The sequence below is a fragment of the Pseudomonas sp. Tn43 genome (assembly GCF_014192635.1).
Classification (GTDB): domain Bacteria; phylum Pseudomonadota; class Gammaproteobacteria; order Pseudomonadales; family Pseudomonadaceae; genus Aquipseudomonas.
In genome coordinates, this window is sequence record NZ_JACHYG010000001.1 from 25,375 (window position 1) to 37,676 (window position 12,302).

The window sequence follows — 12,302 nt, forward strand, 5'->3', positions numbered from 1 at the left end:
CCTGTCCTGGTGACGGGGCTTTTGCATTTCAGGTCCAAAGGATCTTGGTGCTGAGACCATCGCGAGCAAGCTCGCTCCCACGATAACGCCAGAAACAAAAAACTCCGTACCTGGCCATCACGATGACCAGAATACAGAGTTTCAGCGGTATTGCCCGAGGCTGTTTACGACTTTGCGCAAACCTTACGCAGCAGCGAACAGTTGCTCGCTGATGTGTGCCTGAGCGTCGCTCATGGCTTTGGTGCGCACTTCATCACCGTAGGCCAGGCCATGGGCGCGTACGAACTCGATGTCGGTGATGCCCAGGAAGCCGAACAGCACTTTCAGATAATCTTCGTGCGCAACACCGGTAGCCTGACCGACATGCAGACCACCAGAGGTGGAAACGATCACGACTTTCTTGCCGCCGCACAAACCTTCAGGGCCGGCTTCGGTGTAGCGGAAAGTCTGACCGGCCACGGCGATGCGGTCGATCCAGGCCTTGAGTTGGGTCGGGATGGTGAAGTTGTACATCGGCGCGGCAATCACCACGGCATCGGCGGCGATGAATTCGGCCAGGGCCTGCGCGCTCAGATCGGCTTCGTGTTGTTGCGCGGCGTTGCGCAGCTCTGCGGCAGTGCCGGCGGCGACCAGGGTACTGGCGGAGAAATGGCTGATGGCATCAGCGGCCAGGTCGCGGTAAGTCACCACAACGCCAGGCTCGGCAGCTTGCCAGGTTTTGACGACTTCGCCGCTCAACTGACGGGAAGCCGAGTTGTCACCCAGAATGCTCGAATCGATATGCAGTAATTTCATGTGGGATCTCCAAAGTAAGGATCGCCACCGGGCGATCTGATGGAGACAATCCTATCGACGAAACCAATGGCTGATTAGTCGGTATTAATGCGATAGTTCGTCCCATTGATAGAACAGTCGAGTATTCATTCGATGCAAGATCTCAACGACCTCTACTATTTCGCCAAGGTGGTCGAAGCCGGTGGCTTTGCTGCAGCGGGGCGTTTGCTGGGGATTCCCAAGTCGCGATTGTCGCGGCGCATCGCTGAGCTGGAAGAGCGCCTGGGCGCACGCCTGCTGCAACGCACCACCCGCCAACTCAACCTCACCGCCGTGGGCGAGCGTTACTTGCGCCATTGTCAGGCGATGCTGCTGGAAGCCGAAATGGCCGACGAAGCGGTGGCCAGCATGTCCAGCGAACCCCGGGGGCGCTTGCGAGTGTCCTGCCCCGTAGGGTTGGCCCACGAAATGCTGCCTGAAGTCATCAGTCACTTCCTGGAGAAATTTCCCCAGGTTCAACTGGAAGTCATGCTGCTCAACCGTCGGGTTGACCTGATCAACGAGGGCGTCGACGTTGCCTTGAGAGTGCGGGATCTGGGTGATGAAGATCCATTGCTGGTGACCCGTCGCCTGCGTCAGGCCCAGATGCTGATGGTTGCCAGCCCGGCATTTTTGCGGGGCCATGAAATCAATCATCCCGAAGACCTGAAAAACCTGCCCGTGCTCGGCGCTCTGGAGGCCGATCGCATGGTGCACATCCGTATGCTTGATCAACAGGGCAAAAGCTACGACCTGAACCTCGAGGCACGTTTGGGCTGCGAAGATTTCATCGTGCGCAAAGCCTGCACCCTCAGTGGCCAGGGCTTTACTCTGCTGCCAATGATGTATTGCGAGCAAGAGCTGGAAAACGGTTCGCTGGTGCAACTATTGCCCGACTGGTCATTGCCGGGCGGCTGGCTGCAAGCCGTCTACCCTCATCGACGCGGGGTGATGCCGGCGGTGCGTGCATGGATTGACCATTTGATCGAATCATTCAATGTTTGCGGGGACAGACTGTTATGAAAGCGGGACGAATGAGCGAAGAGGATGTCGCGCAATACTGCCTGGCGTTGCCCGGTGCGCGGGAAGATTACAAGTGGGGTGGCGTGCGGGTGTTTTCGATTGCCGGGAACAAGATGTTTGCCTTGCAGAACCTGCGGGGGCAGTCCCTGGCTTTCAAGGTCGACAAAGACCTGTTCCTTGGCCATTGCGACCGGCCGGGCATTCACCCGGCGCCGTATCTGGCCCGGGCCCAGTGGATCATCATGGAAACGCCCTACCCGCTGGGCACCGAAGAACTGCAAGGCTTGCTGCAACGCTCCCACCAATTGGTGGTGAGCAAGTTGCCCAAGCGCACGCAGGTCGGCTTGCTGCTTTAAAGCGCTTTAAGGCAACGCAAACAGGTTAGCGCCCAGAAACAACTGATCGATCCAGAACACTTGATGCATCAGCACGATGAGCCAGAACACCACCTGAAACGAGATTTTGCGGGTCTTGTGCCGAAACGCTTGCTGGGCCAGCAAAGCGCCCGGCCAACCACCCGCCAGCTCCACCGCGTGCAAGACGTTCTCCGGCGTGCGCCAATGGTCGACGCGGGCCTTGCGCTTGTCGCTCCAGTACAGGAAAAACGCCAGCACGCTGACCATGCCGTAGGCCACCAGGGGAATCACCGACACCCCGCGCAGCCACATCGACACCGCACCAAACAACGGCACTGCACACAGCACAACGAACACCAGCAGTTTCAGCCGCAGGTGCTGAACGGCGCCTGCGGGCTTGCGCCCGCGGTTATTGTTGCGCGCATTGGAATCGCTCATGGCTTGACCGCGGTCCAGTCGACCCAACCGAATTGCCAGGTGGCCAGGATCAGCAGGCCGAACGCAATGCGATACCAGGCGAATGTCGCGTAACTGTGGCTGGCAATGAAGATCAGCAGCCCCCGGACAGCAATCATCGCGCAGATAAAGGCCGTGACGAACCCGATGGCGAATACCGGAAAATCAGCCGGCACAAACAGGTCGCGGTATTTGTAACCCGAGTACACCGCCGCGCCGACCATCGTTGGCATGGCCAGGAAGAACGAGAACTCGGTGGCCGTTTTGCGCGACAACCCGAACAGCAAACCACCGATGATCGTCGAGCCGGAACGCGAGGTTCCGGGAATCATCGCCAGGCACTGGGCGAAGCCGACTTTGAGCGCGTCTTTCCAGGTTATGTCATCGACGCTTTCAGCATGCACTTCATGCTGGCGACGTTCGGCCCACAACATCACAACCCCGCCCACGACCAATGCGCTGGCCACGGTAATCGGGTTGAACAGGTACTCGTGGATCAGATCGGCGAAAATCACCCCCAACACCACCGCCGGCAGGAAAGCGATTAACAGGTTCGCGGTAAAACGCCGAGCGCCGGGCTGCGTCGGCAAGCCAATGACCACGTCGAAGATCTTGCGGCGAAACTGCCAGACCACCGCCAGGATCGCGCCGAGCTGAATGATAATGTTGAAGGCCATGGCGCGCTCGCCGCCGAAACCGAGCAAATCCGCCACAATGATCTGGTGCCCGGTACTGGAAATGGGCAAGAACTCCGTCAGCCCTTCTACCACGCCTAAAATCAATGCCTGAAAGGCCGTCCAAAGATCCATCAATCCCCCAAGAAACAATGCCCCCAGGCATGCTCCGTCAATAATTTATAAACGTTAACTGCGCTCAACCGTAGCTGAATCCCCGCGCGCACAAGCTCCACGCAAATCGGTAAAAATGGCGTGAAAAAAAGACTTGGGCTCAGGTTTTTCAGTGCGGGGCCGAAATCCTATCAGACACGCCTCATTTACGCTGCCGCGTAATAGGACCTGAGTCGCATGGGCCCGGTCGGCAAAGTGTGGCTGGATGCTGGCGATCGTTTATGACAAGAACAAGAAACCGGAGTAACCGCGTTATGAACAGCTTGCGCAATGTGTCGATCAGCCGACGCCTGTGGCTCATCTTGATCGTGGCCGTGGTGATGCTATTGACGTTGGGCGTGTTGATGCTCAAGCAGATTCACGACGACCTCTATCAGGCCAAGGCCCAAAAGACTCAACATGTGGTGCAGACCGCCAGTGGCATCCTCACCTATTACCACGGCCTGGAAACTGCCGGCACGCTCACCCGCGATGCCGCGCAAAAGCAGGCACTGAATACCGTGCGCGGTTTGCGCTACGACCAGAATGACTATTTCTGGATCAACGATCTGACGCCCGTCATGATCATGCACCCGACCAATCCCAAACTTGATGGCCAGAATCTCTCGACGATCCGCGACCCCGACGGTTTCGCACTGTTCAACGAGATGGTCGCCATCGCCAAGGCCAAGGGTGCCGGCATGGTCGACTATCGTTGGCCAAAACCGGGCGCCAGCGCACCGGTGGAAAAAACCTCCTACGTGAAACTGTTCGAGCCCTGGGGTTGGGTGATCGGGTCCGGCGTGTACATTGATGACATGCAGGCCGAATTTCATGGCCAAGTCTGGAAGGCCTCTTTCGTGGGGCTGGTGATTGCCCTGATCATGGCCCTGCTGGTGATCATGATTGCCCGCAGCATCGTGCGTCCGCTCCAGGAAACCGTGAACGCCATGGCCAATATCGCCAGCGGTGAAAGCGACCTGACCCGCAGCCTCGATACCCACGGCCAGGACGAAGTCACGCAATTGGCCCGGCATTTCAACGCCTTTACCGCCAAACTGCGTGTGGTGATCTGTCAGCTGCAAGTGTCCGCCGGTGCGCTGGGCCAGTCTTCCAATGAACTGGGCAACGATGCCGCGCAAGCCCGGCAACGCAGCCAGCAACAGTCGCAGCAGATGGAACTGGTGGCGACCGCGATTAACGAAGTGACCTACGGCGTGCAGGATGTGGCCAAGAACGCCGAACACGCAGCCAGTGAAATGCGCAATGCCGAGTCTCAGGCGCAACAGGGCCAGGTCAATATCGATGGCAGCTTGCAGCAGATCGACCAGCTGTCGTCGACCATCGATCAAGCCGTCGAAGTGATTCGTACGCTGGCCGCCGAAAGCACGCAAATCGGCAGCGTTCTGGAAGTGATTCGCTCCATCGCCGAGCAAACCAACCTGCTGGCCCTCAACGCCGCCATCGAAGCCGCCCGGGCCGGAGAGCAAGGACGCGGGTTTGCGGTGGTCGCCGATGAAGTGCGCCTGTTGGCCCAGCGTACTCAGAAATCGACGGCGGAAATCCAGTCGATGATCGAACGCCTGCAAAGCCATTCCGAAGCGGCGGTCAAGGTGATTGGCGACAGCAGCCGTGCCTCGCAACTGACCATCGAACAGGCCGGCCTGGCCGGTGCCAGCCTGAATGCCATTGGCCAGGCCTTGCGCAATCTCAATGGCTTGAATGCGTCGATTGCCAGCGCAACATTGCAACAGGCCCACGTGGTGGAGGACATCAACCAGAACGTAACCCAGGCCGCAGGCTTGTCCCACAGCACGGCACTGGCGGCTGAGCAGTCGAGCGTGTCCAGCGTTCATCTCAAGGAGTTGAGCGAACAGTTGAACGGGTTGCTCAAGCAGTTTCGGGTGTAACTCTTCTGTGCGCCCGGCATTGCCTCCCTTGTAGGAGCGAGGCTTGCCCGCGAACAACGCACCACGGTTTTTTTGATACTTCGCGTCATCGTTCTTCGCGGGCAAGCCTCGCTCCTACAGGGGGCAAGTCCCCCATTCCCCACAATCCGGGTACAATTCGCTCCCCCTCATTTTCACGACACCAAGGAACCTCCATGTCCGGGCTTGAACTGTTTGCTGCCGCCCTCGGCGTGATTGCCGTCTGGTTGACGGTCAAACAGAATCCCTGGTGCTGGCCGATCGGGCTGGTCATGGTGCTGCTGTATAGCTGGATCTTTTTCGAAGTGAAACTGTATTCGGACATGCTGCTGCAAGTGATCTACGCCGGTTTGCAGATCTACGGCTGGTGGCAGTGGACCCAGGGGACCGCGACTCATGGCAAGCGGCATGTCAGCCTGCTCGATGGCAAATCCGTTGCGCTCGGACTGGCCGTCGGCGCAGTCGGCAGTTTGCTGCTGGGCGCCGCGATGGCCCACTGGACCGATGCCGCGCAACCCTGGCTCGATGCGGCACTGACCGGTTTCAGCCTGGTGGCGCAGTTATGGATGGCGCAAAAACGTCTGCAATGCTGGCCGCTGTGGATCGCACTGGACATCATTTTTGTTGGCCTGTTCATCTATAAAGCGCTGTACCTGACGGCGGGTCTTTATGGGGCGTTCGCACTGCTGGCGGTGCATGGCTGGCGGACATGGCGCACCGACCCGGCGTTGCGCACATGAAAGTTCTGGTACTGACGGGACCTGAATCCAGCGGCAAGAGCTGGCTGGCCGCCGAACTGCAACAGCAATTCGGTGGTGTTCTGGTGGGTGAATACGTGCGCTGGTTCATTGAGCAGCAAGCGCGAGACACCTGCCCGGCCGATATCCCCGAAATCGCCCGCGGTCAGCTGCAATGGGAAGACGACGCTCGCGCCATGAGGCCGTCGTTGCTGATCCTCGATACTCATTTGTTGAGCAATATGCTCTGGAGCGAAACCTTGTTTGGCGATTGCCCGGCCTGGCTCGAACAAGCGCTGCTGGCTCGGCACTATGACTTGCACTTGCTGCTATCGCCCGAACTGGTCGGCTGGAGCGATGACGGTCAGCGGTGTCAGCCTGAGCTGGAGGAACGTCGGGCTTTTTTCAATGCGACTCAAGCATGGCTGGAACAGCATCGACAACCTGTTCAAGTGCTTCACGGCGATTGGGCCGAACGCCGGTTACAGGCACTGCAAGCCGTCACGCTGCTGCTCGGGCGCTGACCTCTCTATTTCGGCGCTCCCACAGGGATTGCGCTTGACTTGACTGGCTGGCACACGCCTCAAGCATTTGTTGCAGTAATTTTTCAAATACGTCCGTTTCTGAAACACCGCCCCCTCCCCAACAACCCGTTTCAACGCCAGTCACCGTCTTGTCATGCGAAGTGTTAGAGCGTTGATACATCTGGCACAAAGCTTGGATCCAGTGCTATTGCAATCTCTTATCACTATTGCCTCCCAACGGTTGTCTCAGACCTGAAACATCATTTCATCGATTCGCTAGCGTTGATCGATAACCCTTTGAATCAAAACAACAATCAAAAACCGGCACAGCTTTCGCTCACTCCTTCGCAACGTTGATTGGAACAGCCCCATCAAAAGAAGGAATTGCCGCCGTGGGGACATTGGAAAACCGCATTTTCAGCCTGCTATTGATCGGATGTGCGCTGGGTTCAAGTGTCAGCCTGCCCGTTCAGGCTGACAACGGCATCATTATCATCAAGCGTGATGTCCAGCCGCGCATGGCAACCCGTGCACCGGTGATGCCCGACCCTGATCCCACGACCGCCAATGCCAACCCATCCAGACAAGTCCTCAGACAAACGAACGAGTTGAGCGACGGCGACTTTGCCAATGTCGCCAGTGGTGCCGGTATTTCCCGTCTGGTCACTCAAGGCCCCCACAACAACCTGGGTGGCAATATCACCAACCAGGCCCAGCTTTCCAACCTCCCAGCCGGACGTTCGGGAAACTCGGGCAACGGTATTGCCAACATGGTCAATTCAAATGTCCAGCAAGGCCTGGGTGCCCTGAAAGTCATCACGGGAGACCGTTGAGATGAACCGTACGCTGCTGCTGTTGGTCCTGTTTTGCAGTGCATCGACCTTTGCCCAGTCTCCGGTCATCAATAACGCCGAAATCGACGGTTCGGGCATACGGCACCAGGGCAACCTCTCGGTCAACCAGGCTGCAGGCGATCAGCAGCAACAGGCCAACGCCCGGGCCATCGCCATTGGCAACAACGCCAGCGCCACCACCCAGATTCGCCAACGGTTGCGTTCGCAGGTCGACCCCAGGATGGATGCAAGATCCAGCATTCAAGGCGACTCCTTCAGCCACGGCAACGGTGTACTGGGCGTCAACCAGAGCGCAGGCGCCAGCAACCAGCAAGCCAATGCCCTGCGGATAAGTATCAGTTCACAGCCGCAAAGTATCGACGACAGCGTCCTCATGCAGCAGAACGTGACGCTGATCAACGACTCCGATCCAACTGACTCTGCACCAGGCAATCGCCAGGTCGCTACCAGCGACCAGGCCTTCACCGGTAGCCGTGGGGTGATCCAGTTGAATCAGAGCTCCGGGGTGGGAAACCGAATGGCCAACACCCTGAGCGTACGGGTCATGGATTGATCCAAACAGGTAGATACAACACTTAACCTAAAATAAGTACGGAGAATCACCATGAAACCTTCGATGGCACTCAAGCCTCTGGTTTTCGCAATTGCTGCGGTCATGGCTGTTGCTGTACAAGCTGGGCAGCGTGACAACGACGACCATCACCACCATGGTCATAAACCCCCTCCTCCAACAAAGATCCCTGTCTATGCGACGGCCGAAGCGTGGGATAACCAGAGCAGTACCGGCAACCGCATCCGTAATGAGGGGACGGTCAACGAAGCTGAAATGAACAGCTCTGCCACAGGCGCCAGCGGCAACGTCGGCGTCAACGTGGCGGCAGGTAGTGGCAACCAGCAAGACAACGCGTCCGCCATCGCCAATGCTGCCTCAAACTCCAGTCAGGACAACAGCTTCGTGTTCGGCACGGCGACAGCCACCGCCGACGTCACGCAATACAGCAACAACAACAGGGTCAACAACTTCGGTAGTACAGCCTCTGCCGTGATGAACGGATCGGGGAATGGCGGCAGCGGCAATATGGGGATCAACATTGCTGGCGGCGATCTCAACCAACAGAAAAACACCATGGCCATTGCCAACACCAATGCTCCGCTCGGTAATGCCACCGCCACCGCCTCTGCCGATCAACAAGGTCCTGGCCTGGTAGTGAATAACTACGCCGATCGGACCACCCGCCTGGATACGATAACCCTTACCACAACGGCCAGCGGCAGTGCCTCTCGCGACAAGTCTTCCGATTTGAGCGTTAACCAAAGCGCTTCTTCGAGCTTCGATGTGAGTGGTTCCAGGAGTTCCGAGGCGAGTGGTTCCAGAAGCGTTGATGTGAACGGCTACAGAAGCTCGGACAGCAGCTCCAACACCAGTGCTTCTCTGAGCGCTGCTTTGGAGGCCTCTGCGAATGCCACCAGAACTGTTACCTGGAACAATGGTAATGGCGATCGCACCCGCACCAGGACTGTCGACGCATCGGTTGACGCATCGATCGATGCAAATTTCGACGCGTCGCGTGAAAGGTCGAGCGATTCCTCGTTCGAAAGGTCGTTCGATAAATCGTGGGAAAGATCGTCCGCCTCCTCGTTTGAGAAATCGGGCAGTAGAGAGTCCGAATCCTCGTACGACAAATCGAAAAGCTACAGCGAGAGCAGTTCGTTTGATTTGAGCAACACCTATTCCTATCAAGTGCTGACTCCAACTGGCTGGGCAAACCCTGTGACCAACACCGCAAGCCTGAACGGTTCGGTGAATGGTGGCAGCGGCAACCTGGGCGTCAACGTGGCTGCGGGTGTGGGCAACCAACAAAGCAACTCGTTGGCCATTTCCAACAACTCGTTCTAATTGCTGTCTCTGGAGGCCCCCTCACGGGGGCCTGTTTCAAACACAACCAGAAGGCGTCCTTCCATGCGCATTATTGCCTTGGCATTTTTGCTGTGCGTGGCCAGTGTGAGCGAGGCTGCACAAATGCCGCTGTCCGTCCTGCCGGGTGGCGCGGTGGTGTACAAGCCGATCCAGAGCATACGCGAGCGTAAGTTTGCCGACCTGGTGCAACAGAAAACCGACTTCAGTTGCGGCGCAGCTGCGCTGGCAACCATATTGCGCCAAGCCTATTGGCTGGACGTCGATGAAGAACAGATCATCGAAGGCATGCTGGCACATTCCGATCAGGATCTTGTCCGTGTCCAGGGCTTCTCTATGCTCGACATGAAGCGTTACGTGGAAAGTATCGGCATGCGGGCCCGTGGCTACCGGGTAGCGCCGCAAACGTTGAGCGACATCAGAATTCCGGTTGTCGTGCTTCTGGATATCCGTGGCTACAAACACTTCGTGGTCATGCAAAGAGTTCACAGGGGCTGGGTCTATATCGGAGATCCGGTACTCGGTCATAAACGCTACAAAGTCGACGACTTTGTAAAAGGCTGGAACGGCATCATCTTTGCCGTCATCGGTCAGGGCTACGACAAGGCCAATGCGCTGCTCGACCCACCGATGCCACTGACCGCCAAGAACCGCATCAATACCTTCACCCCGGTGCGAGACGCAGAATTGATGGATTTCGGATTCATCCAAAGCGATTTCTTCTGATAACAAGGGGCACGACGCTCCGGGAGCATCCCATGAAGACTCCACTCTGGCTGGTCGTGGCTTGCCTGGCCGCCAGCCTCCCGACCCAGGCACAGACGTTCAACCCCATTGAGCTGAAAGATCAGGAATTGGCGACCCTGCGCGGCCGCTATGTCATGCCAGGGCGGATTATCAGTTTCGGCATTGTCATGACCAGCACTTGGCAAAATGCCAACGGTGAAGTGATCGGGGCAACGTCCTCGATGCACATTCAACAATCGACCATCAAGCCACAGTTCTATGTGTCGATGATCAATGAAAAGGGAAATGGCTCAACGAGTTCACAAGGCACCGGCATCGTCACGGGTGGCAATGGCCTCAACAGCACCGAAGGCGTCACTCAAGTCGTGCGTGCTGCCGGCGACCATAACAGTGCCTACAACAACGTTCAGATCAACGTCACAAAGGCTAGCCAAGCGCCAGCAACGGAACAACAGGGTCAGGCATTGGCCGCAGGCTCGACGATGGTCGGTGCCAATGGCGCGGGCGCATTAAGCGTTTCCTCGACCGCGATGGGTGTGCAACTCAACATCGTGGCCAACAACAATCAGGGCAGCACCGAACAACGCCTGGCCGAAGGCGGGCTGATGCAGAACACGACGTTGCTCGGCGGTGGCAACCAGGTCAACAACCTCACATCCTTCAATGTCGTGCTGCGTGACAACGTGACAACCGGGTCGCTGAACGGCAACCTGGACCAGCTCAAAGGTCTTCGCACTCAAGGATTCTGATCTACGCTCAGTGTCATCCAGACGTAGTCAGTAAAGGGACGGTTAACCCATGCACCGATCGTTGACGTTCAGAGCTATCGTTTGTTTGAGTAGCCTGGCCCCGGTCCCCCTGCTGTATGCAGCACCGGACCCCCAGGTCGAAGCACTAAAAAAAGAACTCATGGAGCTGAAACAGCGTTACGAAGCACAACAGAATGCGCTGATGGTTCTTGAACAGCGCATTCGCCAAGTCGAAGAAACACCTGCGACGCCTGCCCCCAAACGCCTGACCAAATCCCCCGCAGAAACGCCCGGGAGTGGTCAGACAGTGGCCGCCGGTGCGCCTGGAACCACGGGAAGTTCATACGGCCAATCGCTCAAGGATGATTCAGAACCTGCGCAAAGCGTTTCCAACTTGTATGACGAAGCCAGCGGCTTTTTCGGCGGCGGCAAGTTCAGCATCGAAACCGGCCTGACGTACACGCACTACGATACCCGTGCGTTGGTGCTCAACGGCTTTCTGGCACTGGACTCCATTTTCCTGGGTAACATCAACCTCGACCGCATCAAGGCGGATAACTGGACCCTAGACCTGACCGCCCGCTACAACGTGGCACAACGTTGGCAGTTCGACATCAACGTCCCCGTGGTGTATCGCCAATCGACGTATTCCTCCGGTGGCGCCGGTGGCGCAAGCCCGGTGACGTCGGACGCCACCGTGACCCGCGACCCGACCATTGGCGATGTCAACGTTGGCGTTGCCTACAAGTTTCTGGATGAGTCGGCCAATCTGCCCGACGCGGTCTTTACACTGCGCGTCAAGGCGCCGACCGGTGAAGACCCTTACGGCATCAAGCTGGTCAACGACCCGAACAACGATAACCTCTCGGTACCCGAGGAATTGCCTACCGGCAATGGTGTCTGGTCGATCACCCCGGGGCTCTCGCTGGTCAAGAGCTTCGACCCGGCCGTACTGTTCGGCAGTTTGGCCTACACCTACAACATGGAAGATTCTTTCAGCGACATCAGCCCTCAGGTCAACTCCAAGGTGCCAGGGGATGTGAAACTGGGCAACTCCTGGCAGATCGGCGCCGGTATTGCCTTCGCCTTGAACGAGAAGATGAGTATGTCGTTCTCGTTCACGGATCAGTTCGCCAGCAAGAGCAAAATCAAGCCGGACGATGGCGACTGGCAATCGATTTCCAACAGCGATTACAACTCGGCCAACTTCAACATCGGCATGACCCTGGCCGCAACTGACAACCTGACGATCGTTCCCAACCTGGCCATCGGCCTGACTGAGGATTCGCCAGACTTTTCCTTCAGCCTGAAATTTCCGTACTACTTCTGATCCGGCACACACAACTTCGGCGGTTTTTTTATTGATCCTGTAG

General features: G+C 57.5%; 14 protein-coding genes. 11 read left to right on the plus strand and 3 right to left on the minus strand.

What is annotated here, in order from left to right:
* Positions 1-183: 183 nt before the first annotated feature.
* A complete protein-coding gene (locus FHW68_RS00125; protein ID WP_095630512.1) occupies positions 184-795 on the minus strand; it encodes an FMN-dependent NADH-azoreductase in 612 nt (203 codons plus the stop codon).
* Positions 796-927: 132 nt separating this feature from the next.
* Between FHW68_RS00125 and FHW68_RS00130 the strand changes: the two genes are divergently transcribed.
* Both FHW68_RS00130 and FHW68_RS00135 read left to right on the plus strand, forming a co-directional pair.
* Complete coding sequence (locus FHW68_RS00130) at positions 928-1,836, plus strand: LysR substrate-binding domain-containing protein (protein ID WP_183678009.1); 909 nt, start codon at positions 928-930, stop codon at positions 1,834-1,836.
* Positions 1,833-2,192 carry an MmcQ/YjbR family DNA-binding protein gene (locus FHW68_RS00135; protein WP_095630514.1) on the plus strand — a complete coding sequence of 120 codons (360 nt, stop codon included), beginning with the start codon at positions 1,833-1,835 and terminating at the stop codon, positions 2,190-2,192. Before FHW68_RS00130 ends, FHW68_RS00135 begins: the two co-directional genes overlap by 4 nt.
* Before the next feature lie 6 nt (positions 2,193-2,198).
* Here the strand turns inward: FHW68_RS00135 and FHW68_RS00140 are convergent, their stop codons facing one another.
* Together FHW68_RS00140 and FHW68_RS00145 are read right to left on the minus strand one after the other, a co-directional pair.
* Positions 2,199-2,630 (minus strand): DUF1294 domain-containing protein, encoded by a 432-nt coding sequence (locus FHW68_RS00140; protein ID WP_183678011.1) that lies wholly within the window; start codon positions 2,628-2,630, stop codon positions 2,199-2,201.
* Positions 2,627-3,457 carry an undecaprenyl-diphosphate phosphatase gene (locus tag FHW68_RS00145; protein ID WP_095630516.1) on the minus strand — a complete coding sequence of 277 codons (831 nt, stop codon included), beginning with the start codon at positions 3,455-3,457 and terminating at the stop codon, positions 2,627-2,629. The genes FHW68_RS00140 and FHW68_RS00145 overlap by 4 nt, the downstream gene beginning before the upstream one ends.
* A 293-nt stretch (positions 3,458-3,750) precedes the next feature.
* Here FHW68_RS00145 and FHW68_RS00150 point away from each other — a divergent pair, with 293 nt between their 5' ends.
* The 9 genes from FHW68_RS00150 (at position 3,751) to FHW68_RS00190 (ending at position 12,259) form a co-directional block, all read left to right on the plus strand.
* A complete protein-coding gene (locus tag FHW68_RS00150; protein ID WP_183678013.1) occupies positions 3,751-5,385 on the plus strand; it encodes a methyl-accepting chemotaxis protein in 1,635 nt (544 codons plus the stop codon).
* 194 nt (positions 5,386-5,579) lie between these two features.
* Positions 5,580-6,143 carry a nicotinamide riboside transporter PnuC gene (pnuC, locus tag FHW68_RS00155; protein ID WP_183678015.1) on the plus strand — a complete coding sequence of 188 codons (564 nt, stop codon included), beginning with the start codon at positions 5,580-5,582 and terminating at the stop codon, positions 6,141-6,143.
* Complete coding sequence (locus FHW68_RS00160; protein WP_183678017.1) at positions 6,140-6,664, plus strand: AAA family ATPase; 525 nt, start codon at positions 6,140-6,142, stop codon at positions 6,662-6,664. Before pnuC ends, FHW68_RS00160 begins: the two co-directional genes overlap by 4 nt.
* Before the next feature lie 392 nt (positions 6,665-7,056).
* Complete coding sequence (locus FHW68_RS00165; RefSeq protein ID WP_183678019.1) at positions 7,057-7,497, plus strand: hypothetical protein; 441 nt, start codon at positions 7,057-7,059, stop codon at positions 7,495-7,497.
* A gap of 1 nt (position 7,498) precedes the next feature.
* On the plus strand, positions 7,499-8,071 hold the full coding sequence (locus FHW68_RS00170) for an adhesin (protein ID WP_183678021.1): 573 nt from the start codon (positions 7,499-7,501) through the stop codon (positions 8,069-8,071).
* 51 nt (positions 8,072-8,122) lie between these two features.
* Entirely contained in the window at positions 8,123-9,415 is a 1,293-nt protein-coding gene (locus FHW68_RS00175) for a heme utilization protein (RefSeq protein WP_095630522.1), read from the plus strand.
* Positions 9,416-9,478: 63 nt separating this feature from the next.
* The gene (locus tag FHW68_RS00180) at positions 9,479-10,159 is read left to right on the plus strand and encodes a C39 family peptidase (protein WP_095630523.1); all 681 of its coding nucleotides are present in this window, start codon (positions 9,479-9,481) and stop codon (positions 10,157-10,159) included.
* 32 nt (positions 10,160-10,191) lie between these two features.
* Positions 10,192-10,929 (plus strand): hypothetical protein, encoded by a 738-nt coding sequence (locus FHW68_RS00185; protein ID WP_183678023.1) that lies wholly within the window; start codon positions 10,192-10,194, stop codon positions 10,927-10,929.
* Between the two features lie 49 nt (positions 10,930-10,978).
* Positions 10,979-12,259, plus strand: a complete 1,281-nt coding sequence (locus tag FHW68_RS00190) for a hypothetical protein (protein ID WP_095630525.1) — start codon at positions 10,979-10,981, stop codon at positions 12,257-12,259.
* Positions 12,260-12,302 lie beyond the last annotated feature (43 nt).